Here is a 26,211-nt window from a genome sequence, read left to right on the forward strand (position 1 = left end):
TTCCTTCCGGTCTCAGAGATCGATGGCGACGTCACCGACGGCGGCGGTGACGCATATCTGGATGTCTTCACCATCAGCGGTGGACACCGCTCCGGTGATGAGGTTTCGAACGGCGCCGCTCTTCTTGAAGCGGGTGCAGCTGTGGCAGATACCCATTCGGCACCCGCTCTCCGGGTTCAGCCCGGCGGCCTCGGCCTGGGCCAGCAGCGGCTGACCGTCATCGACGACCTCCACACCGCTGTCGGCGAAGGTGATGGTGCCGCCACTGCTTTCGGTGGGCAGCACGAACTCGGGGGGCACGAAGCTCTCCGAGTACGCCTGCGGGAAGAGCTCGCGAACGGCCTCGATGAGCACTGCGGGACCGCACACGAACACGGCATCCGGGTCGGGCATCGCGGCCGCCAGGTGCTCGGGCCCGAACCGGCCGTCCAGCTCGGAGCCGGCGGTGTCGCGGGTGTAGCCGTGCAGCACCCGGACGCCGGGCAGCGCGTCCAGTTCCTGGCGATAGCAGGCCTCCGCGGCAGAACGCGCGTAATGAATGAAGGCGATCTCCCCGGAGAATCCCTCGGTGCGCAGCGTGCGCACCATGGACAGCACCGGGGTGATGCCGCTGCCGCCGGAGACGAACAGGATGCGCCGCGGACGAACGGCCGGCATCACGAAGTCGCCGCCGACGGAGTCCAGGCCCACGACCATGCCGGGCCGGGCGTGATCGCACAGGTAGGTGGAGACCAGGCCGTCGTCGTGGCGGCCGATGGTCAGTTCGATCAGCCGGCTGCCCTCGGCGCTTGCCGGTGAGTAGCACCGGGTGCGGCGCCGGCCGTCGATTTCGACGGACAGGTTGATGTGCTGGCCGGCACGAAAGCCGGCGAATGCGCGGTTGGGCTGCAGCGTCAGCGTGACGCTGCGCGAAGTCTGACGGCGGACGGCCACGATGCGTGCGCGGGCCTGCCCCTGCGTCCAGGTCGGGTCGACGATCTCGGTGTAGCGGTCGACACCATGGGGTCCGGTGAGCAGGTTCAGCAGCGAGGACCGGGACATCCGCCGCGTCAATGTTTCGGTGAACATATGTACACTCTGATCGTGCTAGAGGTTGTTGGTCAAGGAAAATCCGCAGGCTGTGATGGGCGCAACATAGTGAACACTCGTACTCTTGAATCACAAACACGTGATAACGGCATCGACGGAGCTCAGGCCGGGTATACGCCGGTAGGCTCTGTGGTTGTGGCAAGTGACGTTTCGAGATCGCGAGCGGGTCGATCCGACCGCTCAAGCAAGTCACGCTCGCGCGACACGCTGTCGCGCGACGAACGCAAGGAAGTCACCCGCCGCGCGATCGTCGCCGCCGCCCTGCATCTGCTGGAGGAGGGCAGCTTCACCGGCCTGAGCCTGCGTGAGGTCACCCGCGAAGCGGGCATCGTGCCCGCCGCCTTCTATCGGCACTTCGATTCCATGGAATCGCTCGGCCTGGTGCTCATCGACGAATCGTTCCGCTCACTGCGGGACATGCTCCGCGGCGCACGGGCCGGCAAGCTCGACCCCAACCACGTCATCGACTCGTCCGCCGAGATCCTGATCGCCGGTATCAGCGAGCGCCGCGAGCACTGGCGCTTCATCACCCGCGAACGGTCCAGCGGCACCGCCTCCCTGCGCTACGCGATCCGTACCGAAATACGGCTACTCACTTCCGAACTCGCGATCGACCTGGCCCGGTTCCCCGGGCTGAAGAACTGGAGCAGCGAGGACCTCAACATCCTGGCCAACCTGTTCGTCAACGCGATGATCTCCATCGCCGAACTGGTCGAGGATGTCGCCGACCCGGCAGCGCTGGAGGCGATCAAACAGACCGCGATCAAACAGATGCTGATGATCGCCGTCGGTGTGCGGGGATGGCGTAGCGACGACACCTAGTGTGTCGCACATGTCACAACTGGAGCTGACCCATCCGCGGCCCGAGATCGCCGTCATCACGCTCAACCGCCCGGAGAAACTCAATGCGCTGTCCTCGACGCTGGTGGAAGAGCTGCACAACACCCTCGACACCATCAAGGCCGACAACGACTGCCGGGTGGTGGTGCTGACCGGTGCCGGTCGCGGATTCTGTGCCGGCCTGGACCTCACCGACCCCAACCCGCCGGCGGTTTCGGCAGGTCTGGAGGCGCCCCGCGCCGGGATGCGCTGGCAGGAACGTATCGCCGAGCTGACCGTGAAACTGCATCGGTTGCGCCAGCCGGTGATCGCCGCAGTGAACGGCCCCGCCTACGGCGGCGGCTTCGCACTGGCCATGGCCGCCGATATCCGGATCGCGGCCCGCTCGGCGCGGTTGTGCACGCAGTTCATCAAACTGGGCATCGGGGGCTGCGATATCGGCGTCAGCTACACCCTGCCGCGCATCATCGGCGCCGGACCCGCGTTCGATCTGATCCTCACCGCGCGCACCGTGGAGGCCGATGAAGCCCTGCGTCTGGGCCTGGTGTCCCGGATCTCCCAGGATGACGCGGTACTGCAGGACGCCCTCGAGATCGCGGTAACGCTATGCGGTTACGGCAAATTCGGCCTGGAATCCACCAAGCAGGTGCTGTGGGCCAACCTCGACGCCGGCAGCCTGGAGACGGCGCTGCACGTCGAGAACCGCAGCCAGATCCTGTCCGGCACCAGCGGCGAGATGCGGGCGTTCGCCCAGGCCTTCGCCGACCGCAAGAAGGACTAGCGCGGCGTCCCGCCACCATCGACGATGACGACCTGACCGGTCATATAGCTGCCGGCACCCGAACACAGCAGCAGCGCCGCACCGACCATCTCGTCGGGCGAGGCGAGCCGCTTCATCAGGGTGCCCGCGGCCATCGCGTCGATGGTCTGCTGGGGGTTGTTGCGCATCATGTCGGTGTCGACGGGCCCGGGCGCAATCGCATTGACCCGGATTCCCGACGACGCGAGTTCGGCCGCCATCGAACGGGTCACCGACATCAACGCCGCTTTGCCGGACGCGTATATCGCCAATGACGGTGCGAAATTGAAAGCGCCGACGGACACCATGTTCAGCACCGCGGCCGACGAACTCTGTTTCAGGTGCGGTAATGCATGCTGCACCAGAAATACCGGCCCCTGCAGATTCACGGAATAAGACTTGGTCCATGCTTCGGGCGTCATCTCACCCAGCGGCTGCGCAAGGGCGTTGGCGGCGTTGTTGACCACCACGTCGACACCGCCGAACTCCGCGACAGTGGCCGAGACCAACGCCGCAAGCGAGTCTGGATCACCGGCGTGTGTCGCGACGCCGAGAGCCTGTCCACCCAGCCCACGCAAGTGCTCGGCCGCCGCCTCGCACGCATCGGCCTTCCGGCTTGCCACCACCACCCGCGCGCCGGCCAAGATGAATCCCTGCGCCAGCGCCAGACCGATGCCGCGAGTGCCGCCGGTCACAATCACCGTGCGATCCGACATGTCGAACAGTTGGTCAAAACCGGTGCGGTCCACGCCGGTCAGTAGATCAGATCATTGCTGTCAGGTGCAGTGAACCGCCGCTCAGCAACCATCGGCGAACGACGATCCCAGCCATGGCAAGGTCACTGCTACGTCACACATAGGTGGCCCTCCGCTGTGAAACACCGCGCTTGCGACTAATCTCAGTCGCAACCGGGCATACCTACGGCAAGGTTGATCCCGTCACTTTGGAGGTGGAATGCAGATCGCTGGGCGCGGGTTCGGCAAAATTGCCGGTTCTGTTCTGCATCGCCGGAACTACCTCGCTGCACGCAACATGCTGCGGGTTTACGAACATCCCGGGGAGATCTTCCGGCGCTACCTCACCGGCTCCGGCACGTATCCCACTGTCATCCGCGTCCGCACCCCGCTGGGCTGGGTGTCGCTGCAGCTGTACACCGCGCATGACGTGTTGACGGTGAACGAGATCTTCTGCCGATCCGACTACCACGCCGACACCACCGACCGCGTCATCGTCGATTTCGGCTCGAACATCGGCATTTCGGCGGCGTACTTCCTGTCCCGAAACCCGGAGGCGTTCACCTACCTGTTCGAGCCGCTGCCACGCAACGTCGCGCGCCTGCAGAACAACCTGCGCCCGTTCGAGGATCGCTACGCGCTGCAGGAAGTGGCGGTCGGCGCCGTTGCGGGCGAGGTCGAATTCGGCTTCGAGGAAACCGGCCGCTATGGCGGCGTGAACGCCGAACTCGGCAACTCACTGACCGTGACATGTGTCAATTCTCAGCAGATTTTGCGCGACGTCGTCGAAAAGCACGGCCATATCGACATCCTGAAGATCGATATCGAAGGATTGGAAGCGGCCGTCATCGGCAATATTCCGGTCGATTTGGCGCGCAATATCAAAAAGCTCTACGTCGAATGGCTCTTCGCCGAGAACCCGCTGGCACAGACGCACACGTTGCAGCACTGGGGCGGTATCGCCCAGTTCACGCTCAAGGAGAGCTGACCGCCTCAGACGGTGCAGTCGACGCCGGCGACGTCACGCGCGATGACGCACGCCGACGGGTTGGACAACTTCCACGCACCGTCCTGGTTGATCCAGTAGATGTTGTGCGTCTTGGTGCCGAACAGCGGAATCGTCACCGCGATCTGCGCGTCCACCTGTTCGCCGTTGAGCACCGGATTCTGCACCTGCCAGTTGACCATGCCGCTGTAGGTATTCAGCCGGTTGGCGATGTTGTCCGCGGTCGGTACCGCAGCGTCCCCGCCTGCCAGCTTGGCGGCGCGGACGGCGGCCGGGGCACCGGTGTTCAGTACCTGCTGCAACTCCGCGGTCAGCTCCTGCGCACTGGGGGCCGCGGGCGCAGCCCACGCCGCACCCGTCCCACCCATGACTCCCACAGCCAACATCGACAACGCAGCCACCGCAGCACGCATGAACGAACCTTTCCGAAAACAATTGAGCCGACCCGTGGCACACCAGACCACGTCGGAGGCTGCCCGGCAAGACCTACGTCCCGGCGAACAATGCCCTGCCGCTGGTGAACCGCCGCGACTCGCCGCTGAGCGGGTCCTCGAACTCCAGCGTCTGCGCCAGCAGCTGCAACGGCCTGGTGAAATCGTCGGCTGCCACCTCGATCACGTGCGGATACAGGGAGTCGTTGTCGATCGGCACACCGAGCGAGGCCATGTGCACCCGCAGTTGGTGGGTGCGGCCGGTGCGCGGCGTCAGCCGGTACAACCCGCCGGGGAGGCGTTCGACGTAGGTTTCGGCGTTCGGATCGCCGGGCTCCTCGTAGGCCTGTAATTGGCCGCGCACCTTGATGATCCGGCTGCTCACCACCGTCGGAAGCTCGACCGTGGGTGTGCCGGTGGCACGGGCCAGATAGGTCTTGCGGGTTTTCTGCTCGGCGAACAGGGTCTGGTACGCGCCACGCACCTCGCGCCGCACTGTGAACAGCAGCACCCCGGCCGTCAGCCGGTCCAACCGGTGTGCGGGGCTCAATTCCGGCAGGCCGAGCTCGCGCCGCAGGCGCACCACAGCGGTCTGCACGACGTGCCCGCCGCGGGGCATGGTGGCCAGGAAATGTGGCTTGTCGACCACCACAATGTCGTTGTCGCGGTGCAGGATCGGCATCTCGAACGGGACCGGAACCTCGTCGGGCAGGTCGCGATAGAGGTAGACGACGGCACCGGGCGGCAGCACCGTCGACGCCTCGACCACCGTGCCGTTCGCGCACACCACTTCCCCGGCAAGAACTTTGGTGGCTGCGCCCTCGCCGAACCGGTCGGCGAGTTCGACGAGCACCGCACCACCGCGCAGGCGTATCCGCGTCGGTCCCAGACCGTCACGGTCGGGCAGCGGGGCGCTCAATTCAGCGGAACCGGTTCCAGAATCTCCGCGCGCGCCTCGGGTGCCGCGACCCGCAGGGCATCCGCAGACTCGTCATCGGGCTGCGTCTGCGACATCACCTCGGCCTCGACGCGGGCCAGGTACGTCGCCACCTCGCGGTCGACGTCCTCGGCGCTCCACCCCAGAACGGGCGCTATCGTCTCGGCCACCTCGCGCGCACAGTCCACACCGCGGTGTGGGTACTCGATGGAGATCCGCATCCGCCTGGCCAGGACGTCCTCCAAGTGCAGCGCACCCTCCGCGGCCGCGGCATACACCGCCTCCACCTTCAGATACACCGGAGCGTCGGTGATCGGTTCCAGCAGTTCGGGTTTGCCTTCGGCCGTCGAGAGCACCTCGCTGATCAGCGAACCGTAGCGGTCCAGAAGGTGGCGCACCCGGTACGGATGCAGGCCGTAGTGTGTGCCGACGTGCTCGGTCTGGTTCACCAGCGCGAAATACCCGTCGGCGCCGACCAGTGGCACCTTCTCGGTAATGGACGGCGCCACCCGGGTGGGCACGAACTCGGCGGCCGCGTCGATCGCGTCCTGCCCCATCACCCGGTAGGTGGTGTACTTCCCGCCCGCGATCGCGACCAACCCGGGAGAGGGCACCGCGACGGCGTGTTCCCGCGAGAGCTTCGACGTCGACTCGCTCTCACCGGCCAGCAGCGGGCGCAGACCGGCGTACACACCGTCGATATCGTCGTGGGTCAACGGCGTCGCCAGCACCGTGTTGACCGTCTCGAGGATGTAGTCGATGTCCGCTTTGGTCGCCGCCGGATGGGCAAGGTCGAGATTCCAGTCGGTGTCGGTGGTGCCGATGATCCAGTGCGTCCCCCACGGAATGACGAACAGCACCGACTTCTCGGTGCGCAGGATGATCGCGACCTCGCTGACGACGCGGTCACGCGGGACCACGATGTGCACCCCCTTGGAGGCGCGCACCCGGAACCGGCCGCGCTCCTTGGACAAGGCCTGGATCTCGTCGGTCCACACACCCGTGGCGTTCACCACGACATGCCCGCGAACGTCGGTCACCGCGCCGTTCTCCGAGTCACGCACCTTCACCCCGGTCACCCGGTCACCCTCGCGCAGCAGCGCCACCACCTGCGTGGAGGTCCGCACCACGGCACCGTAGTGCGCTGCGGTCCGGGCCACCATCATGGTGTGCCGGGCGTCGTCGACCACAGTGTCGTAGTAGCGGATTCCGCCGATCAGTGAACTGCGCTTGAGCCCCGGCGCCAGCCTCAGCGCGCCCGCCCTGAGCAGATGCTTCTGCGCTGGAACGGATTTCGCACCACCGAGCTGGTCGTAGAGGAAGATGCCGGCCGCGATGTAGGGGCGTTCCCACACCCGTTTGGTCAGCGGGAACAGGAACGGCAGCGGCTTCACCAGGTGCGGGGCCAGCGTCGTGAGCGACAACTCGCGTTCGTGCAGCGCCTCGCGCACCAGACCGAACTCCAGCTGTTCCAGATAGCGAAGGCCGCCGTGGAACATCTTGGAGCTCCGGCTGGACGTACCCGACGCGAAGTCGCGGGCCTCGACGAGCGCGACCTTCAGTCCGCGGGTCGCCGCGTCCAGGGCCGCACCGGCACCGACCACACCACCGCCGATGACGACGACGTCGAACTGTTCGCTGCCGAGCCGTTCCCAGGCTGCCGCTCGCTGGGTGGGCCCGAGCTGAGCTTGCGCAGTGCCTGAGATCGGGTCGGTCACGCCTTCGAGCCTACGTGGCACAACCAGACGATGTGGGCCGTCAGGGACCAGTCCTCGCCTTTAGTCGAGGTCGTCGTGGGCCATCAGGCGCCGCGCCGCTTCCACCGTCGAGCCGGACAGCGACGGGTACACCGACAGGGTCTGGGCCAGGTCGGTCACGGTCAGGTTGTTCTGCACGGCCAAGGCGATCGGCAGGATGAGCTCGGAGGCGATCGGCGCGACCACCACGCCGCCGATCACCACACCGGTGGCCGGCCGGCAGAAGATCTTGACGAAGCCGCGCCGCAGCAGCGACATCTTCGCGCGGGCGTTGGTGGTCAACGGCAGCATCAGGGTGCGCGCGGGTACCGCGCCGCTGTCGATCGCGGTCTGCGGGACGCCGACGGCGGCGATCTCCGGGCGGGTGAACACCGCGGCGGCCACCGTGCGCAACCGGATCGGCGAGACACCCTCGCCGAGGGCGTGGTACATCGCGATCCGGCCCTGCATCGCGGCGACCGAGGCCAACGGCAGCAGGCCGGTGCAGTCGCCGGCGGCGTAGATCCCCGGAGCGGTGGTGCGCGACACCCGGTCCACGCTGAGATAGTTGCCCGGTCCGAGCTCGATGCCGACCCGGTCCAGGCCCAGTCCGCCGGTGTTGGGCACCGAGCCGACCGTCATCAGGGCATGGCTGCCCTCGACGACACGCCCGTCGGCCATCGCGACCTTGATGCCGTTCTCGGTGCGCGTCACCGAGTCGGCGCGGGCGTTCTTCACCAGCTTCACGCCGCGTTCGGCGAAGGCCTCCTCCAGCACGGCGGCGGCATCGGAATCCTCGTGCGGCAGAATCTGGTCGCGGCTGGCCACCACCGTCACCTTCACCCCGAGCTCGGTATAGGCGCTGCAGAACTCCGCGCCCGTCACCCCCGAGCCCACGATCACCAGGTGCTCGGGCAGCTCGGTCAGGTCGTAGAGCTGGCGCCAGTTCAGGATGCGCTCACCGTCGGGCCGGGCGTTGGGAAGTACCCGCGGGGTGGCGCCGGTGGCGATGAGGACCACGTCGGCCTTGAGCACGCCGCTCTTGCCGTCGGTGGTGGTGACCTTGACCCGGTGATGCGCCATGCCTGGGACGTCGTCGACGAGCTCGCCGCGGCCGCGCACGACCGAGACGCCGTGGCTCAGCAGCTGGGAGCCGATATCCGCGGACTGTGACCTGGCCAGCGTCTTGACCCGGTTGTGGATGTCTGCGAGGGAGATCTTGGCATCGTCGATCGCGATGTCGAAGCCCAGGCCGTTGGCGCGGCGCAGCTCGGTGCGCACACCGGTGGACGCGATGAACGTCTTGGACGGGACGCAGTCGAACAGCACGCAGGCGCCGCCGATGCCATCGGAGTCGACGACGGTCACCTGGACGGCCGGTCCGCGGGCCGCGGCGACGAGGGCTGCCTCATATCCGGCGGGACCGCCGCCGATGATCACGATGCGGGTGGGCACGGTGATAAACGTAGTGGGTCGCTGCGCTCGCGCACACATGACCGATCCGCCGGGTCGCTGTGCTCTCCCCCGCCGTACCTATCTCCCGGGTCGCTGCGCTCTCCCCCGCAAGCGGGAGGTACCCCCAGCCCGCCGTGCCTATCTCCCGGGTCGCTGCGCTCCTGCCCGCCGTACCCCTTAAAGTTGGGCCCGTGCCGCTCTACGCCGCTTACGGATCGAACATGCATCCGGAACAGATGCTGCAGCGGGCTCCGCATTCACCGATGGCGGGGACCGGCTGGCTGTATGGCTGGCGGCTGACCTTCGGCGGTGAGGACCTCAGCTGGGAGGGCGCGCTGGCGACCCTGGTCGAGGACCCGTTGTCCCGGGTGTTCGTCGTGCTCTATGACGTCACCCCCGAGGACGAGCAGAACCTGGACCGCTGGGAGGGCTCCGAGCTCGGCTTCCACAAGAAGATCCGCTGCCGGGTGGACCGCCTGACCTCCGACACCACCACCGACCCGGTGCTGGCCTGGCTGTACGTCGTGGACGCCTGGGAGGGCGGTGTGCCGTCGGCACGCTACCTCGGGGTGATGGCCGATGCCGCGGAGATCGCCGGCGCCCCCGCGGAGTACGTGCGCGAACTTCGTATCCGTCCCGCGGGCAACGTCGGGCCCGGCACCTAGACCGCTCGGCCGACTCGCAATGTCACTCTGACAGCGTCGTCATGCATATATATCCACGGCGACGCTGTCAGAGTGACATTTACTCGCACTGGACGAGGCCGGACTGCTCGACCAGGTTCACCATGGTGCGCACGCCCACCGCCAGCGCACGTTCATCCAGATCGAAGGTCGGCTGATGCAGGTCCAGCTGGGCGCCCTGCCCTGACCACACCCCCAGGCGTGCCATCGCGCCGGGCACCTCCTCCAGGTACCAGGAAAAGTCCTCGCCGCCACCGGACTGATGGGTGTCGGCCAGCGCGGTCGGCCCGAGCGCCTCGATCGCATGGGTGAGGATGCGGGTGGACATCTCTTCGTTGACCACCGGCGGCACACCCCGGCGGTAGTTCACGCTGTACTCCACGGCCAGCGGCGCCAGCAGAGACGAAACAATATCGCCGACAAGCGATTCCAGCGTCAACCAGGTTTCACGGCTGGAGGTGCGGATGGTGCCCGCCAGCGTGCCGGTCTGCGGGATCGCATTGGCCGCCACGCCGGCGTTGACCGCGCCCCACACCATGACCGTGCTCTTACGGGGGTCGATACGCCGCGACAGCACTCCGGGCACACCGGTGATCAGGGTGCCCAGCGCGTACACCAGGTCACCGGTCAGGTGCGGCCGGGACGTATGCCCACCGGGCGAATGCAGGGTGATCTCGATCGAATCGGCCGCCGAGGTGATCGGACCCAGCCGCACCGCGACCTTGCCCACCTCCAGGCGAGGATCACAGTGCAGCGCGAAGATCCGCGCCACACCGGCCACCGCTCCGGCCGCGACGGCGTCGATCGCGCCGCCGGGCATCAGTTCCTCGGCCGGCTGGAAGATCAGCCGCACGCCCACCGGCAGTTCGGGCGCCGACGCCATCGCCAGCCCGGCCCCCAGCAGCACGGCGGTGTGCCCGTCGTGCCCGCAGGCGTGGGCCACGCCGGGCACCGTCGAAGAGAACGGCAGGCCGGTGCGCTCCGCCATCGGCAGTGCATCCATATCGGCGCGCAACGCGACACGCGGACGGTCCTCCGGCCCGAAATCACATGTCAGGCCGGTTCCCCCGGGCAGCACCTTCGGGTTCAGGCCGGCATCGGCCAGTCGAGCCGCGACGAATTCGGTGGTCGCGAACTCCTGACGGCCGAGTTCGGGATGCGCGTGGATGTGGCGGCGCCAGGCCACCAGATCACCGTGGTGGGCGGCCAGCCACGCGTCGGTGTGCGCACGCAGGGTCATGACGCCCTCCGCCGGGCCTGTGCCTCCAACACCCGTTCACGTTCGGTGCCGTTCTGCGCCAACGCAACGACGGTGCGAGCCAACATGATCGACCCATCGATGACCGCCTTGTCCGCGCTGGGCCCGGCAGCGGCGGCCGCGAACTGCGGCTGGTGCAGCGAGGCACCGCCGGCGTCGATGCCCACCACCGGGTGGATACCCGGCAGCACCTGGGTGACGTTGCCCATATCGGTACTCCCCAACGGCAAGGCCGCCTCCAATTCCACCGGCAGCGGATGCCGGCCGTTGCGGATCATCTCGGCGCGGAACACCTCGGCCAGGAACCGGTCCGGCGCCAGCGCGTCATAGGGTGGCGCGGTCTCCCGGACACTGTGTTCGCAACCGGTGGCGACCGCGCCGGAGGCGAAACAGCCGGCCATCTTCGCCTCCAGCAGGCGTAGCGAATCCATGTCGGTGGCGCGCATCGTGTACTTCATTTCGGCATGTGCGGGAATGACATTGGTGGCCTGACCGCCGTTGGTGACGATGCCGTGCATCATCTGCCCTGGCGCGAGCTGCTGACGCAGCAGCCCGACGGCCACCTGGGCGACGGTGACTGCGTCGGCGGCGTTGACACCCAGGTAGGGCGCGACAGCGGCGTGCGACTCACGCCCGGTGTAGCTGACCGCGACCTCGGAGAGCGCCAGCGAACGGGCCGCGGCCATATCGGCGGGCCCCGGGTGCAGCATGACCGCCGTAGCGATATCGTCGAACGTTCCGGCGTTGAGCAGCAACACCTTTCCGCCGCCGGCCTCCTCGGCGGGAGTGCCGATGAGGACGACCGTCAGATCCAGTTCGTCGGCCACCTCGGCGAGTGCCAGCGCGGTGCCCACCGCCGAGGCTGCGATGATGTTGTGCCCGCAGGCGTGCCCCATCTCGGGCAGCGCGTCGTATTCCGCGCAGATGCCGATCACCAGGGAGCCGCTGCCGTACTCGGCACGGAACGCGGTGTCGAGCCCGCCGGGCGCGGCCTCGATGGCGAACCCCCGCTCGACGACCAGCGCCTGAGTCTTGGCGCAGCTGCGGTGCTCGTCGAACGCGAGTTCCGGTTCGGCGTGGATGTCGTGCGACAGAGCGACGAGGTCATCGCGACGGCGGTTGACGGTGTCCTCGACGATCGACGACGCGCTACCCGTGGACATCCTGGCAGTATCTCACTCGTGTCAGATCCACAGACGGCCGCCAATGACGCCGCCACCGCGATCAGCGAACAAACCGGGGTGCCCACCCACGACATCGCCCTGGTGCTCGGGTCGGGCTGGGCACCGGCGCTGAGCGCGCTGGGCGAGCCGTCGGCGTCCGTGCCGATGGCCGACCTGCCCGGATTCACCCCGCCCACCGCGGCCGGGCACGGCGGCCAGGTGCATTCGGTCACCGTCGGCGCGCACCGGGTACTGGTGCTCGTCGGGCGCATCCACGCCTACGAGGGCCATGACCTGCGGCACGTGGTTCATCCGGTGCGCACGGCGTGCGCATCCGGGGCCGACATCGTCATCCTCACCAACGCGGCGGGCGGATTGCGCCCCGAGTACAGCGTCGGCCAGCCGGTGCTGATCAGCGATCACCTCAACTTGACGGCCCGCTCCCCGCTGGTGGGTGCCCAGTTCGTCGACCTGGTCGAGGCCTACGCGCCCCGCCTGCGCGCGATCGCCCGCGAGATCGACCCCGCGCTGACCGAGGGTGTCTACGCCGGACTGCCCGGGCCGCACTACGAGACGCCCGCGGAGATCCGGATGTTGCGCACCCTGGGCGCCGACCTGGTCGGCATGTCCACGGTGCACGAGACGATCGCCGCCCGCGCCGCCGGTGCCGAGGTGCTCGGGGTGTCGCTGGTGACGAACCTGGCCGCGGGCATGACGGGGCAGCCGCTCAGCCATGACGAGGTGTTGGAGGCCGGCCGTCAGTCGGCGGCCCGGATGGGCGCGCTGCTGGCCGGGGTGATCGCGCGGCTCTGAGTTATCCGGTCAGATAGCGCTGCAGGGTCGGCCCGATCCACTCGACCACCTCCTGGCGCGTCATCTCACGCAGCGGCGGGAAGGCCAGCACATAGCGGCACAGCGCCATCCCGAGCACCTGCGAGGCGGCCAGACTCGCCCGCCGCGGCGCCTGCTGCGGATCGGCGATCGTCTTGGCGATGACCGGCGCCAACTGAGCGGCGAAGATGGTGCGCATCCGTTCGGCGACCGCATCATTGGTGACGCCCGCGCGTAGCAGGATGAGTAGCGCTTCGTCGCGTTCCCAGCGTTCGACGAAATGGTCGGCCAGTGCGATGCCGATCCCCTCGACGGGCACCTGGGACAGGTCGGGCAGTTCGAGATCGAATTCGGCCGCCGCGGCGAACAGGCCTTCCTTGTTGCCGTAGTACCGCATCACCATCGACGGATCGATGCCGGCGTCGGCCGCAATGGCCCGGATGGTGGCGCGCTCGTAGCCGTCCGCGGCGAAGCGCTCCCTGGCCGCAGTCAGGATCACCGCCTTGGTCTCGGTCGCCGGCCGTCTCATGCCAACGATTGTAGGCCAACAAGTGTTGACAACACTCCGAACCCAGATCTACCTTTGTCAACAGACGTTGGCCAACAACTGTTGACAAAGGAGTCGAGATGACGGTGCCCACGACAGATGTGCTGGTGGTCGGTGCCGGGCCGGTCGGGCTGACCGCCGCGATCGTGCTCACCCAGCACGGACACACGGTGATGGTGGTCGACGCTGCACCAGAGGGCGCCAACACCTCCCGAGCGGCGGTGGTGCACTCGCACACCCTGGAACTCCTGGAGCCCTACGGCGTCACGCCGGATCTCGTCGCGCGCGGCGTGCATACCCCGACGTTCGCGATCCGCGACCGGGATGCCCTGCTCATGGCCATTCCGTTCGACACTCTGCCGACGCCGCACCCGTACACGCTGATGATCTCGCAGGCCGATACCGAGGCCCTGCTGCGCAAGCGCCTGGACAACCTCGGCGGGCGCGTGGTGCGCCCCGCCACCGTGACGGTCGTCGAGCAGAGTTCCGATGCGGTCGTGTCGACCTTCTCGGACGGCCGACAAGTCCGGTCCCGCTATCTGATCGGCGCCGACGGCGTGCACAGCACGATCCGGGAGCAGACCGGGATCCCCTTCACGGGCGGCACCTACCCGGAATCGTTCGCGCTGGCCGACGTGCGCCTGTCCGGCGGTGTGCCCGCTGACGAGGTGATTCTCTACTTCTCCCCGGCCGGACTCGTGGTGCTCGCTCCACTGCCCGATGACCTCTACCGCATCGTGGCCACCGTCGACGACGCCCCGGCGGTACCCGATATCGCGTTCGTGCAGCGGCTACTCGATGAGCGCGGCCCGCAATCCCGGCCCGTCGTCGTCGAAGAGGTGCTGTGGGGCTCACGGTTCCGGGTACACCACCGCATCGCCGACACGCTGCGCAGTGACCGGGTTTTGCTGGCCGGCGACGCCGCGCATGTCCATTCACCTGCAGGCGGGCAGGGCATGAACCTGGGCATCGAGGACGCCGTCGCCGCCGGCGAATGCCTGTCCCGAGTGCTGCGCGGCGAATCGGCAGCACTGCTCGACACCTACGCCGCACAACGCCGTCGGGTCGCCGCTCGCGTGGTGACACTGGCCGACCGGCTCACCGGAATGGCGACGCTGTCCGCACGCAGGCGTCCCGTCCGCAACACCGCCTTGCGGGTCGCCGGGAAGCTACCGGCGGTACGTCGCCGCCTGGCTTACCGACTGTCCGGCCTTGACCGCCGATGAACAAGGAGAAACCCATGAAGATCGTAAACGGCCAGTTGGCAGAACCCGTCACGCTCACCGAACCCAGCGCCGGCGGATTTCTGGTCATCGCCGCCGAAATCGGCCGCTGGGCAGGCCCTTTCGCACTGCCGAGCCGATCGCGCGAACGTATGCTCGCCCGGGCGGCGGGCCTGTGCGCAACACTGGCCGACCGCGGTGACGTGCTCGAGGCCGTCGTGTTCCGTGGCGCACTGCGCCCGCCAGGCGAGGGTGCCGACATCCTGGCCGAGGCCGGCGCGCGGCCCGCCCGCTACGACGTGGTGGCACTGATCCTCACCCGCGGCGTGGATGACCTGGACGCGGTCCGCGACGATGTCGCCTATCGCGCGCTGAGCGCCGAAGTATCGGGTGCCACGGAGCATTCATATCGGGTGGCCGCCGGCAATCCCGCACGCATCGCCGATGTCGATCATCGCAGCGACCACTGGTTTCTGTTCAACTACTTCCACTGCGATGACGCCGAGAAGGTCTACGCCGTCTGGCGGTACACGGCCGGATGGTTCCAGCGGCGCACTGCCCTGCCGAACTCGACGCTGCTGCGGCCACTGCCGGGCCAGGACGGTGATGTCGGCATCGTCAATCACGCGAGCTGGCCGACGCTGCGGTCGTTCCTACCGGCACTGCTGCTGCGCCCAACTTTCCGGAGCTTCGTGCTGGCCAACTTCAAGGCCAATGGCGTTGCCGCACAGCCGATCATCTACCGGCGAGTGCGCCGCGAGGCCGGAAGCGGTCACTGACCCGCACGATGGCCTTGGCCAGCAAAGGTGCGGCGAACAACATCAGCAGTATGCGTACCACCTGCGCAGCGATGACGAAGGTGACGTTGGACCCGGTCTCGACGGCGGTGGCCAGGACCGCATACACCCCACCCGGGCTGGTGGCCAGGTACCCCTCAAGCGGGGTCAACCCGGCGAAGCGGGCAAGCAGCACACCGAGACCGGCGGTGGCGACGGTCAGCACCACGATCAGCGCAAGCGCCGCCGGAAGCATGCGACCGACCGCACGCAGCGAATCACGGGTGAACGCCACGCCGGCCTGCCATCCGATCACCAGGTAGCCGACCTGAACCAGCACGGCGGGCACGGTCAAGTCGAAGGGCACCGGACTCAGTTGCAGCACCACCGTCAGCGCCAGCGGTCCGAGCAGTCCGGCGCCGGGCAACCGGACCAATTTGCCGGTCGTGGCTCCCACCAACACCAGACCGACGAGTGCCAGGACACTGAGATACCAAGGCACCGAGGTAGTTTGGCTCACCAGCGCGGCGTGATGTGTCCGCTCGGCGCGATAGATCAGCGTGACGGCGATCGGCATGGAGGCCGTCACCAGCGCCACCCGCAGATACTGCACGACGGCCACCACGCGGTCGTCGGCACCGAGTTCGCGGGCGATGGCCACCAGCCCGGAGGCCCCGCCGGCGACCATGGCCAACGATCCGGTCAACGGGCTGACGTCGCGGCGCAGACCCAGCAGCGCGCCGGACACCACGCTGATGAACAGGGTCGCCACGGCCACGCCGAGCACGATCAGCCAGTGCGGCCCCAGTGCGCCCACGGCGTCACGCGACACCATGGTGCCGATGTAGACACCGAGCACCCCTTGCGCACCGATGCCCACCTTGCGCGGCACCGCTGCGGGCGCCAGATTCGCCAGTGCGAGGACAATGCCGACCACGAGTGCGGCGAACAGGCCCGCCGAGGGCACGCCGAGCGCGGTGAGCGGAATCGTGGCCGCGACACTGACCGCCGCCAGCAGTACCCACTTGGCCATCGCGCGCCACTTCCCCATCGACACGACCCCCTCCTCAATAGCAAGTATGCCCTTGTCTTTATCGAGCGACAAACTGTGGTCTTTCTGAATATTAGTAAGGTATAACTTGGTATATGGCACTGCCTGACACCTCGACAGCGACCGAACTGCGGGAATCGGTGATGGCGGTCGCCCGCCAACTGCGGCGTCATCGACCCGATCACGGCCTGACCTTGAGCCAGATGCAGGTACTGGCCGAAGTGACCCGCACCGGCGCCGCCACCCCTGCCGAACTGGCCGCCCGGATGCAGGTCCGCGTGCAGTCCCTGACCGACAGCATCAACGGGCTCGCCGCGGCCGGACTGGTGTCCCGCCGCGCCGACGACGGCGATCGGCGACGCCAACTCGTCGAACTCACCGGCGAAGGCAGCGCCCTGCTGGCCGCCGACCGTGCCGAACGCGACGCGTGGCTGGATACCGCCATGCGGGAGAGCCTCACCGAACTCGAGTTCGGGCTGCTGCTGCTGGTGGCCCCGGTGTTGCGCAAGCTGGCCGACGCCGAGACAGGCACAATCGGGACATGACCTCGGCACAGGACTGGATCACGCACGACCCCGACCCGGTCACCGCCGCGGAACTGGCGTCCTGCGATGCCGATGAGATCGCTCGGCGGTTCGCGCACCCGCTGACGTTCGGCACCGCCGGCTTGCGGGGGCCGCTGCGCGGCGGTCCGGACGGTATGAACGTGGCCGTCGTCATGCGCACCACCTGGGCGTTGGCCCAGGTCCTCAAGGACAGATGCCTGGGCGGCTCGCCGGTGGTCGTCGGCCGCGACACCCGGCACGGTTCCGAGGATTTTGCCAGGTCTGCAGCGGAAGTCCTTGCTGCCGAAGGGTTTACCGTCATCTATCTCTACACCCCGGCGCCGACGCCGGTGCTGGCGTTCGCCGTGCGGCATCTCGGCGCGGCGGCCGGTGTGCAGATCACCGCATCGCACAATCCACCGGCCGACAACGGCTACAAGGTCTTCGTCGATGGCGGCCTGCAGCTCATCTCCCCCACCGACCGGGAGATCGAAGCGGCGATCACCCGCGCCCCGCATGCCGACGAAATCGCGCGCACCCCGGTGGAACCGGCCGGTGCCGACCTCGTCGCGGCCTACCTGGAACGCGTCGCGACCGTGCGCCGCACGGCCGGCGACGTCCGGGTGGCACTCACCCCGATGCACGGGGTTGGTGGTGAGTTCGCGCTGGATGCACTGGCATTGGCGGGAATCGGCGATGTGCACGTCGTCGATGCGCAGTTCGCCCCCGACCCGGATTTCCCCACCGTCGCCTTCCCCAACCCCGAGGAGCCCGGCGCCACCGACCTGCTGCTGACGCTGGCCGCCGAGGTGGGCGCCGAGGTCGCGATCGCGTTGGATCCCGACGCGGATCGCTGCGCGGTCGGCGTACCCGACGGGCAAACGCACGGCTGGCGCATGCTGACCGGTGACGAAACAGGTTGGCTGCTCGGCGATTACCTGTTGTCACTGCTGACCGATCCGTCGGCGGCGTTGGTGGCGAATACGGTGGTGTCCTCCCGGATGCTGGCCGCCATCGCGGCGGGATACGGGGCCCAGCACGCCGAAACCCTCACCGGGTTCAAGTGGCTGGCCCGCGCCACCGCGCCCGGTGCCGCACTGATCTACGCCTACGAGGAGGCGATCGGGCACTGCGTCGACCCGGATGCCGTGCGCGACAAGGACGGCATCAGCGCTGCCGTGCTGATCTGCGATCTGGTGACGTCACTACGGTCACAGGGGCGCACGCTGATCGACGCCTTGGACGACCTGGCCCGGCGGCACGGCGTGCACCTCACATCGGCGGTATCGCGCCGGGTGCAGGATGCGGGTGTGGCGATGGCGGCGCTGCGCGCCGACCCCCCTGCCTGTCTTGCCGGTATCCCGGTGCACCTGGATGACCTGGGGCAGCGCCGCGGCCTGCAACGCACCGATGCGCTGGTGTTCACCGGCGACGGGATCCGGGTGGTGGTGCGACCGTCGGGCACCGAGCCGAAACTGAAGTCGTATATCGAGGTGCGCCGCGCGCCGACCGACGACCTGGTCACCGCACGCGCACGGGCCGAGCAGCTGCGCACCGAACTGGTGGCCGCCGTCTCGATGTGGTGAGCCTCAGCGGGGCCCGAACTGGCGGTCCCCGGCATCCCCGAGACCCGGCACGATGTAGGCGATCTCGTTGAGTCCGTCGTCGATGGTCGCGGTCACCAGCCTGATCCCGGGAGCCGCCTTCTCCAGCGCGGCGATGCCTTCGGGCGCGCACACCACGCACACCGCGGTGATGTCGACGGCGCCGCGCTCACGCAGCAGATCGACGGTATGAACCATGGACCCGCCCGTGGCCAGCATGGGATCGAGGACGAAAACCGTACGTGCACTGAGATCATCGGGCAGTGACGCGAGATACGGCGTGGGTTGATGTGTCTCTTCGTTGCGCGCCATCCCGACAAAACCGACCTGCGCCTCGGGGATCAGCGCATGCGCCTGGTCCACCATGCCGAGGCCGGCCCGCAACACCGGCACCAGCAGCGGCGGATTGGCCAGCCGCGCGCCCGTGGTCTCGGTGAGTGGGGTGCGCACCTGCACCGGTTCGGTCGCGGCATCGCGGGTCGCCTCATAGATCAGCATCAGCGTCAGGTCACGTAGTGCCGCACGGAAGCCCGCGTTGTCGGTGCGCTCGTCACGCAGCGTGGTGAGCCGGGCGGCGGCGAGCGGGTGGTCAACGACGCGACAATCCATGTGCCGAAGGGTAGCCGGACGACGATCGAGCGGCGCGGGATGAGCTGCCTCGAGCAGGCCGGCCGCAATATTCATGGGAACCGAACGGCCCCGGCGCGCGTCATAACCACATGTTCGCTGATACCGCGGCCATCCGAGCCGCCGGCGCCGGCCTGCACCGCACGGTCGCCGAGTTCGAGGCCATCGCCGCCGCGCTGCCCGCCGCCGCCGACCCGTGCGCTGAGGCTCTCGGTCCGGTCGGCGCGGATTTTCTCGCCGCGCTGTCATCTGCGTTGAGCGAGGCGGCGCGGGAGCTGGCCCGGCTGAGCGCGGACCTTGCCGGGGCGGCGGACACCGCCGCCCAGACCGCCGCGTCCTACGTCGACACCGAACGGCGGTCGGTCGTCGTGCTCGGCGGGTGACGATGCCGGGCGCCGTCACTGCCGCGCTCAGCGCGCCGCTGCACCGGCTGCTCGCGTTGGTCGGCACCGGGCACGCCGCCCCGGCGTCGGCCGCGTTGGCCGCTGCACAGCAGCGCCTCGACGAGGAATCGGCCGCCCTCGGTCGCACCGCCAGGCACCTGCTGGGGTCGTGGACCGGCGCAGGGGCGGCATCGGCCGAAGACCGCCTGGAACGCGGCGTCGCAAGCACGCACACGTTCGCCGCCCGCCTCGGTGCATTCGGCGCGGATGTTCGCGCCGCCGCGGATGCGGTGGCCCGGGTGCGCGCCGAGTTGGAGCGCCTCATCACCGACTTCGAGGCCCGGGCAGCCGCGCTGGAAGCGGAGCTGGACACACCGGGCGCGGCCGAGCAGCTCGCCGGGGAAGCGCGTCGCGCCCTGGCGGCGGCCGAAGAGCTGCTCGACCGCCTGCGGGCCGAGCTCTCGGGTGGCGCACAGTCCGTCACTGCGGCGTCGCCGCAGGCCGCTCCGCCCGTTCCGGCGGGCACGTCGGCGGGACTGTCGACCGCGGGCGGCGGCGGGTTCTCCCCGGCGAGCGGCCTCGGCCCCGGGTTCTCACCTGGCCTGACGCCCGGGATCGATGCCGCGCCCACCGAGGCGATACTGGCGGCCCATCGCGGCGACCTGCCCGAGGCCGCACAGTTCGGCGCCGGCGAGGCGGTCACGCTGCCGGACGGCAGCACCGCAATGGCACCCAACGCCGTGGCAGCCGGCGCCGTACGGCATGCGCTCACCCAGCTCGGTGTGCCCTATCAGTGGGGCGGCACCGCCGCCGGTGTGGGACTGGACTGCAGCGGGCTGACCCAGTGGGCCTACCGTGAGGCCGGGCTGAACATCCCGCGGCTGGCACAGGAACAGGACATCGGCGCGGCCGTCGACAGTGGCTCCCTGCGACCCGGCGACCTGGCGGTATGGGACGGCCACGTCGCGATGATCGTCGGGAACGGCACCATGATCGAGGCCGGCGACCCCGTGCAGCTGTCCCCCATCCGAACGGCCAACGCCGGGCAGGGGTTCCAGGGTTTCTGGCGACCCACCGCGTGACCGTCGGCGCGCCGCGGTGTGGCTCAAGCCGGCAGATGAACCGGACGACTCGACCGTTTGGGTGGATGACCCTCCGAAGACCCCAGGTGACATCGCTACGCTGTGCGCCATGGCGGCTGACATCGTCCCGGTCCGGATCGGGCTGACCAACGGCGACCTCTACACCCTGTGGGCACCGCGCTGGCGAGACGCCGGCGACGAATGGGAGGCGTTCCTCGGCAAGGACGAGGACATCTTCGCGTTCGAGTCGGTTGCCGATCTGGCGGCGTTCGTGCGCACCGACAGCGACAACGACCTCACCGATCACCCGGCGTGGGAGAAGCTCACCCTGGCCAACGCGCACCGGTTGGATCCCGCCGAGGACCAGCAGCACGACCTGATCGGCGTGCCGGAACTCGTCGCCGAGAAGCCCACCGAGGAGTCCATCAAGACGCTGCGCGGCACCCTGGGCTTCGTCTCGGCGATCGGATCGGTGTGCGACCTGCCGACGGTCACCAAGATGTTCAACGGCAACCCGGTGCTGGGCACGATCGGCGGCGGCCTCGAGGCCTTCAGCGGCCGCGCCGGACGCAAACGCTGGGCCGAGATCGAGGCGGTGATCGGCCGCGCCTGGGATGGTGTCGTCGACGCCATCGACGCCCTGGTGAAGACCCCGGATGTCCCCGAGGCAGAGTCGGCGAAGGCCGAAGCCGAACTGGCCGAGCCCGCCCCCGAGATCGACGACATCATCGTCGATGACGACGACGATGTCGTCATCGAGGGCGAGGTGGACACCGAAGAGGAGAGCGACGCGCTGGAGGCCGAGGCCGAACGCCAGGTCCTCGGCAGCGACGAGGACTTCTGGACCCAGGTCGGTATCGACCCGATCCGGATCATGACCAGCAGCGGCACCCTGTACACACTGCGCTGCTACTTCGGCGACGAGCCGCGGTTCCTGGGCCGCAACGGCCGCATCAGCGTGTTCAGCTCCGAGCGTGCCCTGGCCCGCTACCTGGCCGACGAACACGAGAGCGATCTGTCCGGTTTCAGCTCCTACGAGATCATCCGCACCGCGGCGACGGACGGATCGCTGCGCGTCGAGGTGACCGACGAGAACATCTACGTGCTGTCCGGTCTTGCCGACGACATCGCCGACGGCCCCGAAGCCGTGGACCGTGATCAGCTCGATCTCGCACTGGAATTCCTCAGGGACGTCGGCGATTACGCCGAGGACCCGAGCGTGTCGAAGGCACTGGAGTCCGATCAGCCGTTGGGCGCGTTCGTCGACCATGTGCTCGACGCCAAGAAGCCCCGGCCCAAGGGTTCCTCGGTCGAGGCCGTCGAGCAGTGGGAAGAGCTGGAGCGCTTCGTCGAATCCCGGCTGCGCACCGAATAATGCTCAGCCGATCAGCACCGCATACCGCGGTTTGATCACCCCGTCGATGATCGCCAGCCGTTCCCGGAACGGCACGAACGCCGATTTCATCGCGTTGATGGTGAACCGCTCCAGATCGCTCCATCCGTAGCCGAACGCCTCCACCAGCCGCAGCATCTCCTGACTCATGGTGGTGTCACTCATCAACCTGTTGTCGGTGTTGACCGTCACCCGGAAGCGCAGGCGGGCCAGCAACGCGAACGGGTGTTCGGCGATGCTGGGCACCGCTCCGGTCTGCACGTTCGATGACGGGCACAACTCCAGCGGAATCCGCTTGTCCCGCAACAGCGATGCGAGACGGCCCAACGTCGCATCATCCTCGGAATGCACGTCGATATCGTCGACGATCCGCACCCCGTGCCCCAGCCGATCAGCACCGCAGAACGCGATCGCCTCGTGGATGGAGGGCAGCCCGAACGCCTCCCCCGCATGAATCGTGAAACGCGCATTGTTGTTCCGCATGCACTCGAAGGCATCCAGGTGCCGCGAGGGTGGGTAGCCGGCCTCGGCTCCGGCGATGTCGAACCCGACGACACCCTTGTCGCGGAAGCGGATCGCCAGTTCGGCGATCTCCCGCGACCGCGCCGCGTGCCGCATCGCCGTCACCAGGCACCGCACCACGATCGGGCGCCCTTCGGCCTCGGCCGCCTTCTCACCGTCGACGAACCCGGCCAGCACGGCCTCGGTGACCTGGTCCAGGGACAGCCCACGGTCGATGTGCAATTCCGGCGCGAAGCGGATCTCGGCGTACACCACGTTGTCGGCGGCCAGGTCCTCGACAGCTTCCCGGGCAACCCGATACAGCGCCTCCGGTGTCTGCATGACGCCGACGGTGTGCGCGAACGGCTCGAGGTATCGCACCAGGGAACCGCTGTGAGCCTGGGTGCGGAACCAGTTGGCCAGTTCCTCGACGTCGGTGGTCGGCAGCCCGTCGTAGCCGAACTGCTCGGCGAGTTCGACGACGGTGCCCGGCCGCAAACCACCGTCGAGGTGGTCGTGCAGCAGGGCCTTGGGGGCTTGTTGGATGAGATCCAGCGTCAATGGCGTACTCATCTATCCATCTTGCCCGCGGCGGCACCATCCGGCAGGCCAGTTCACCCAACCGTCGCCGACCCGACCGCTAACCGATGCGGTCAATGATCAGCGGCCCGATCACCGGTTCCCGCGGCCCGACCGTCCAACCTCCGTCGAGCTCGGCGATTGCGGGGGCCAACCGCTCGGGGGTGTCGGTGTACAGCGTGAACAGGGCGTCCCCGGCGGCAACGGACTCACCGGGCCGGCGATGGATCTGCACGCCGGCGCCGAACTGCACGGGGTGGCCCGGCGCGGCCCGGCCGGCCCCGAGGCGCCAGGCCGCCATCGCGACGGCCATCGCATCGATATCGCCCATCACGCCACCGGTGGGGGCCGGCACCGACTCCGAATGGGCCCCGATCGGTAGCGGCGCGGACAGATCGCCGCCCTGCGCGGCGACCAGTGCGCGGAACCGGTCCATCGCGGTGCCGTCCCGCAACGTCTGAGCCGGATCCACCCCGTCCAGACCGGCGGCGTCGAGCATCTCAGCGGCCAGCGCCAGCGTCAGCTCCACCACGTCGTCCGGGCCGCCGCCGGCCAGCACCTCCAGGGACTCCACAACCTCGACGGCGTTGCCGACCGCACGGCCCAGTGGCCGGTTCATGTCGGTGAGCAAAGCTCTCGTCGGCACCCCGGAATCGTTACCGAGCGCCACCATGGTCGCGGCCAGCTCCCGCGACTCGGCCTCGGTCTTCAGGAACGCGCCCTTGCCCACCTTCACGTCCAGCACCAGCGACCGGGCGCCCTCGGCCAGCTTCTTGCTCATCACCGAACTCGCGATCAGCGGCAACGACTCGGTGGTCGCGGTGATATCACGCAGGGCATAGATCTTGCGGTCGGCGGGCGCCAGGTCCCCGGCGGCGAAGATGGCGGCGCCGATGTCGGACAGTTGTTGGCGGATGCGGTTTTTGGACAGTTCGGCGGTGAAACCCGGGATCGCCTCCAGCTTGTCGAGCGTGCCGCCGGTGTGGCCGAGGCCGCGACCGGCGGCCTGCGGAACCGCGGCGCCACAAGCCAGTACCACCGGTACCAGTGGGATGGTGATCTTGTCTCCGACACCGCCGGTGGAGTGTTTGTCCACCAGCGGCCGGCCCAGATCGCCGAAGTCGAACCGTTCCCCCGAGGCGATCATGGCCGTCGTCCACCGGGTGATCTCCGCGCCGGTCATACCGCGCAGGAAGATCGCCATCAGCAGGGCGGACATCTGCTCATCGGCGACCCGACCGTCGGTATAGGCGGCGATCACCCAGTCGATCGCGGCGTCGGAGAGCGCGCCACCATCGCGTTTCGTCCTGATCACCGAGGGCGCGTCGAAATTCATACTCGCCTCTGCGCTCGCTCCGGTCCTCGCTCGTACCTCGCTGCGATCCTCACTCCCGCTCGGCTTCGGGCTCATGCTCGCTCCAGATCGGCCGGGCCGAACGCGTCGGGCAGCAGGTCGGCGAGGGTGCGGGGGCCGTCGGGATGATCGATCAACAACTCGGGGCCGCCATGCTCCAACAGCACCTGCCGGCACCGTCCACAGGGCATCAGCGGGGCACCGTCGGCGGCCACACAACTGAGTGCCACCAGCCGTCCGCCACCGCTGGAATGCAGGGCGCAGACCACAGCGCACTCCGCACAGAGACCTAGGCCATATGAGACATTCTCCACATTGCATCCGAGGATGATTCGGCCATCGTCGACAATCGCCGCGGCACCGACCGGAAAACCGGAATACGGCGCGTACGCCTGCGCTGCCACTCCGATTGCGCTGTCCCGCAATGACTTCCACTCGAATTCAACCGTCATTGGACCCCTGTTCACCACGTTCTGAATGCATTCCGAAAGCTCCACTCCCGAAGCGGGAACCAACATAGGTAACCCTAACTTTGTGGTATGGGGCCCGCTTTGACCCCAACGCTAGTTCTTCAAGCACCCGATTTGGGATTAGAGTCGCCCCGAGGTTTGGGGACGGATTCAGCCTTGTCCCCGCCGTCCACCGAAGGCGTTGGAGGACTCGATGAGCACAGCGACGGCCGCGGATTCCGCCATACCGGCACCGCGATCAAAACCGGCGCGTCGCCGCAGTTTGTACCGCGGCGACCCAGGCATGTGGTCCTGGGTATTGCACCGGATCACCGGTGCCACGATCTTTTTCTTTCTCTTGGTGCACGTGCTCGACACGGCACTGGTCCGGGTGAGCCCCGAGGCCTACAACTCGATCATCGAGACGTACAAGACCCCGATCATCGGCCTGATGGAGATCGGCCTGGTCGCCGCGGTGCTGTATCACGCACTCAACGGCATCCGGGTCATCCTGATCGACTTCTGGCAGAAGGGTCCCAAGTATCAACGCACGATGCTGTGGGTCATCGCCGGCGTGTGGCTGGCCGTGATGATCCCCTCACTAGGAGTGATCGGCATGCACATGGCGGAGCGTTTCCTGTGACCGAAGCCTGGACTCCGCACCACAAGGAGGGGCGCATCGCCCCGGTGCAGGAGAAGGAACACGACCGCCCGGCCAGCCTGGATCACCCGCGTGCACCCCGCAAGCCGCGCGGTATCCCGTACTTCGAGAAGTACGCCTGGTTGTTCATGCGCTTCTCCGGTGTGGCGCTGGTCTTCCTGGCGCTCGGCCACCTCTTCATCATGCTGATGTGGGAGGACGGCGTGTACCGGATCGACTTCAACTATGTCGCCGAGCGGTGGGCCTCGCCGTTCTGGCAGATCTGGGACATGGCCCTGCTGTGGCTGGCGATGCTGCACGGCGCCAACGGCATGCGCACGATCATCGGCGACTACGCCCGCAAGGACACCACCAAGTTCTATCTGAACTCACTGCTGCTGCTGGCGACCGGATTCACCCTGGTGCTGGGCAGTTACGTGCTGGTCACGTTCGACGCCAACATATAGCCCGGGCGAGCGAAGCGACGGGGAAGAG

28 protein-coding genes are annotated in these 26,211 nt (G+C 68.0%); 14 read left to right on the plus strand and 14 right to left on the minus strand.

All coding sequences use genetic code 11. The features are described from left to right. Positions 1 to 12: 12 nt before the first annotated feature. Entirely contained in the window at positions 13 to 1,068 is a 1,056-nt protein-coding gene (locus EXE63_RS08055) for a ferredoxin reductase (protein WP_168141503.1), read from the minus strand. Positions 1,069 to 1,224: 156 nt separating this feature from the next. On the opposite strand from EXE63_RS08055, the gene EXE63_RS08060 reads away from it, so the two are divergent. Together EXE63_RS08060 and EXE63_RS08065 are read left to right on the plus strand one after the other, a co-directional pair. Beyond that, on the plus strand, positions 1,225 to 1,911 hold the full coding sequence (locus tag EXE63_RS08060) for a TetR family transcriptional regulator (protein ID WP_168141504.1): 687 nt from the start codon (positions 1,225 to 1,227) through the stop codon (positions 1,909 to 1,911). A gap of 10 nt (positions 1,912 to 1,921) precedes the next feature. Continuing rightward, positions 1,922 to 2,710, plus strand: a complete 789-nt coding sequence (locus tag EXE63_RS08065) for an enoyl-CoA hydratase/isomerase family protein (RefSeq protein ID WP_168141505.1) — start codon at positions 1,922 to 1,924, stop codon at positions 2,708 to 2,710. Here the strand turns inward: EXE63_RS08065 and EXE63_RS08070 are convergent. Continuing rightward, a complete protein-coding gene (locus EXE63_RS08070; protein ID WP_168141506.1) occupies positions 2,707 to 3,477 on the minus strand; it encodes an SDR family NAD(P)-dependent oxidoreductase in 771 nt (256 codons plus the stop codon). The genes EXE63_RS08065 and EXE63_RS08070 overlap by 4 nt on opposite strands. A gap of 205 nt (positions 3,478 to 3,682) precedes the next feature. Between EXE63_RS08070 and EXE63_RS08075 the strand changes: the two genes are divergently transcribed. Next, positions 3,683 to 4,450, plus strand: a complete 768-nt coding sequence (locus EXE63_RS08075) for an FkbM family methyltransferase (RefSeq protein ID WP_168141507.1) — start codon at positions 3,683 to 3,685, stop codon at positions 4,448 to 4,450. A 5-nt stretch (positions 4,451 to 4,455) separates the two neighbouring features. On the opposite strand, the gene EXE63_RS08080 is transcribed toward EXE63_RS08075, so the two are convergent. From EXE63_RS08080 to EXE63_RS08095, 4 genes are all read right to left on the minus strand, one after another. Further along, the gene (locus tag EXE63_RS08080) at positions 4,456 to 4,881 is read right to left on the minus strand and encodes an MTB12 C-terminal domain-containing protein (protein ID WP_168141508.1); all 426 of its coding nucleotides are present in this window, start codon (positions 4,879 to 4,881) and stop codon (positions 4,456 to 4,458) included. Between the two features lie 73 nt (positions 4,882 to 4,954). Further along, positions 4,955 to 5,818 (minus strand): pseudouridine synthase, encoded by an 864-nt coding sequence (locus EXE63_RS08085; RefSeq protein WP_168141509.1) that lies wholly within the window; start codon positions 5,816 to 5,818, stop codon positions 4,955 to 4,957. Beyond that, positions 5,815 to 7,554: a glycerol-3-phosphate dehydrogenase/oxidase gene (locus tag EXE63_RS08090; RefSeq protein WP_168141510.1), complete on the minus strand. Its 1,740-nt coding sequence runs from the start codon at positions 7,552 to 7,554 to the stop codon at positions 5,815 to 5,817. Before EXE63_RS08090 ends, EXE63_RS08085 begins: the two co-directional genes overlap by 4 nt. Positions 7,555 to 7,614: 60 nt before the next feature. Continuing rightward, positions 7,615 to 9,027, minus strand: coding sequence for an NAD(P)H-quinone dehydrogenase (locus EXE63_RS08095; RefSeq protein ID WP_168141511.1), 1,413 nt, complete (start codon positions 9,025 to 9,027; stop codon positions 7,615 to 7,617). Between the two features lie 191 nt (positions 9,028 to 9,218). On the opposite strand from EXE63_RS08095, the gene EXE63_RS08100 reads away from it, so the two are divergent. Next, entirely contained in the window at positions 9,219 to 9,692 is a 474-nt protein-coding gene (locus EXE63_RS08100) for a gamma-glutamylcyclotransferase family protein (protein WP_168141512.1), read from the plus strand. Between the two features lie 79 nt (positions 9,693 to 9,771). Here EXE63_RS08100 and EXE63_RS08105 read toward each other — a convergent pair whose 3' ends face one another. Next, positions 9,772 to 10,950, minus strand: coding sequence for an amidohydrolase (locus EXE63_RS08105; protein WP_168141513.1), 1,179 nt, complete (start codon positions 10,948 to 10,950; stop codon positions 9,772 to 9,774). Next, on the minus strand, positions 10,947 to 12,131 hold the full coding sequence (locus EXE63_RS08110; protein ID WP_168141514.1) for a M20 family metallopeptidase: 1,185 nt from the start codon (positions 12,129 to 12,131) through the stop codon (positions 10,947 to 10,949). The genes EXE63_RS08105 and EXE63_RS08110 overlap by 4 nt, the downstream gene beginning before the upstream one ends. Positions 12,132 to 12,149: 18 nt before the next feature. On the opposite strand from EXE63_RS08110, the gene EXE63_RS08115 reads away from it, so the two are divergent. After that, entirely contained in the window at positions 12,150 to 12,944 is a 795-nt protein-coding gene (locus EXE63_RS08115; protein WP_168141515.1) for a purine-nucleoside phosphorylase, read from the plus strand. 1 nt (position 12,945) lies between these two features. Here EXE63_RS08115 and EXE63_RS08120 read toward each other — a convergent pair whose 3' ends face one another. After that, positions 12,946 to 13,491, minus strand: a complete 546-nt coding sequence (locus tag EXE63_RS08120; RefSeq protein ID WP_168141516.1) for a TetR/AcrR family transcriptional regulator — start codon at positions 13,489 to 13,491, stop codon at positions 12,946 to 12,948. Positions 13,492 to 13,589: 98 nt separating this feature from the next. On the opposite strand from EXE63_RS08120, the gene EXE63_RS08125 reads away from it, so the two are divergent. After that, positions 13,590 to 14,735, plus strand: a complete 1,146-nt coding sequence (locus tag EXE63_RS08125) for an FAD-dependent oxidoreductase (RefSeq protein WP_168141517.1) — start codon at positions 13,590 to 13,592, stop codon at positions 14,733 to 14,735. 14 nt (positions 14,736 to 14,749) lie between these two features. Further along, positions 14,750 to 15,511, plus strand: coding sequence for a hypothetical protein (locus tag EXE63_RS08130; protein WP_168141518.1), 762 nt, complete (start codon positions 14,750 to 14,752; stop codon positions 15,509 to 15,511). Here the strand turns inward: EXE63_RS08130 and EXE63_RS08135 are convergent. Further along, positions 15,468 to 16,559: an AbrB family protein gene (locus EXE63_RS08135; RefSeq protein WP_234904553.1), complete on the minus strand. Its 1,092-nt coding sequence runs from the start codon at positions 16,557 to 16,559 to the stop codon at positions 15,468 to 15,470. The genes EXE63_RS08130 and EXE63_RS08135 overlap by 44 nt on opposite strands. A gap of 95 nt (positions 16,560 to 16,654) precedes the next feature. Between EXE63_RS08135 and EXE63_RS08140 the strand changes: the two genes are divergently transcribed. Both EXE63_RS08140 and EXE63_RS08145 read left to right on the plus strand, forming a co-directional pair. Then, positions 16,655 to 17,104 carry a MarR family winged helix-turn-helix transcriptional regulator gene (locus tag EXE63_RS08140; RefSeq protein ID WP_168141520.1) on the plus strand — a complete coding sequence of 150 codons (450 nt, stop codon included), beginning with the start codon at positions 16,655 to 16,657 and terminating at the stop codon, positions 17,102 to 17,104. Continuing rightward, positions 17,101 to 18,690 carry a phospho-sugar mutase gene (locus EXE63_RS08145; RefSeq protein ID WP_168141521.1) on the plus strand — a complete coding sequence of 530 codons (1,590 nt, stop codon included), beginning with the start codon at positions 17,101 to 17,103 and terminating at the stop codon, positions 18,688 to 18,690. The genes EXE63_RS08140 and EXE63_RS08145 overlap by 4 nt, the downstream gene beginning before the upstream one ends. A 3-nt stretch (positions 18,691 to 18,693) precedes the next feature. On the opposite strand, the gene upp is transcribed toward EXE63_RS08145, so the two are convergent. Further along, positions 18,694 to 19,317 carry a uracil phosphoribosyltransferase gene (gene upp, locus EXE63_RS08150; RefSeq protein ID WP_168141522.1) on the minus strand — a complete coding sequence of 208 codons (624 nt, stop codon included), beginning with the start codon at positions 19,315 to 19,317 and terminating at the stop codon, positions 18,694 to 18,696. Positions 19,318 to 19,427: 110 nt separating this feature from the next. Here upp and EXE63_RS08155 point away from each other — a divergent pair, with 110 nt between their 5' ends. The 3 genes from EXE63_RS08155 to satS all read left to right on the plus strand — a co-directional run bounded on the left by EXE63_RS08155 (position 19,428) and on the right by satS (position 22,175). After that, positions 19,428 to 19,718: a type VII secretion target gene (locus EXE63_RS08155; RefSeq protein WP_168141523.1), complete on the plus strand. Its 291-nt coding sequence runs from the start codon at positions 19,428 to 19,430 to the stop codon at positions 19,716 to 19,718. Positions 19,719 to 19,720: 2 nt separating this feature from the next. After that, the gene (locus tag EXE63_RS08160) at positions 19,721 to 20,800 is read left to right on the plus strand and encodes a C40 family peptidase (RefSeq protein ID WP_168145466.1); all 1,080 of its coding nucleotides are present in this window, start codon (positions 19,721 to 19,723) and stop codon (positions 20,798 to 20,800) included. A 109-nt stretch (positions 20,801 to 20,909) separates the two neighbouring features. After that, positions 20,910 to 22,175 carry a protein export chaperone SatS gene (gene satS / locus EXE63_RS08165; protein WP_168141524.1) on the plus strand — a complete coding sequence of 422 codons (1,266 nt, stop codon included), beginning with the start codon at positions 20,910 to 20,912 and terminating at the stop codon, positions 22,173 to 22,175. 3 nt (positions 22,176 to 22,178) lie between these two features. On the opposite strand, the gene EXE63_RS08170 is transcribed toward satS, so the two are convergent. From EXE63_RS08170 to EXE63_RS08180, 3 genes are all read right to left on the minus strand, one after another. Then, positions 22,179 to 23,267, minus strand: coding sequence for an adenosine deaminase (locus EXE63_RS08170; RefSeq protein ID WP_168141525.1), 1,089 nt, complete (start codon positions 23,265 to 23,267; stop codon positions 22,179 to 22,181). Positions 23,268 to 23,334: 67 nt separating this feature from the next. Beyond that, positions 23,335 to 24,609, minus strand: a complete 1,275-nt coding sequence (locus EXE63_RS08175) for a thymidine phosphorylase (RefSeq protein ID WP_168141526.1) — start codon at positions 24,607 to 24,609, stop codon at positions 23,335 to 23,337. Between the two features lie 71 nt (positions 24,610 to 24,680). Beyond that, on the minus strand, positions 24,681 to 25,079 hold the full coding sequence (locus EXE63_RS08180) for a cytidine deaminase (protein WP_168141527.1): 399 nt from the start codon (positions 25,077 to 25,079) through the stop codon (positions 24,681 to 24,683). 211 nt (positions 25,080 to 25,290) lie between these two features. Between EXE63_RS08180 and sdhC the strand changes: the two genes are divergently transcribed. Both sdhC and EXE63_RS08190 read left to right on the plus strand, forming a co-directional pair. Beyond that, positions 25,291 to 25,719, plus strand: a complete 429-nt coding sequence (sdhC, locus tag EXE63_RS08185) for a succinate dehydrogenase, cytochrome b556 subunit (RefSeq protein ID WP_168141528.1) — start codon at positions 25,291 to 25,293, stop codon at positions 25,717 to 25,719. After that, positions 25,716 to 26,183, plus strand: coding sequence for a succinate dehydrogenase hydrophobic membrane anchor subunit (locus EXE63_RS08190; protein ID WP_168141529.1), 468 nt, complete (start codon positions 25,716 to 25,718; stop codon positions 26,181 to 26,183). The genes sdhC and EXE63_RS08190 overlap by 4 nt, the downstream gene beginning before the upstream one ends. Positions 26,184 to 26,211: the final 28 nt, after the last annotated feature.

It is taken from the genome of Mycolicibacterium frederiksbergense (assembly GCF_012223425.1).
GTDB lineage: Bacteria > Actinomycetota > Actinomycetes > Mycobacteriales > Mycobacteriaceae > Mycobacterium > Mycobacterium frederiksbergense.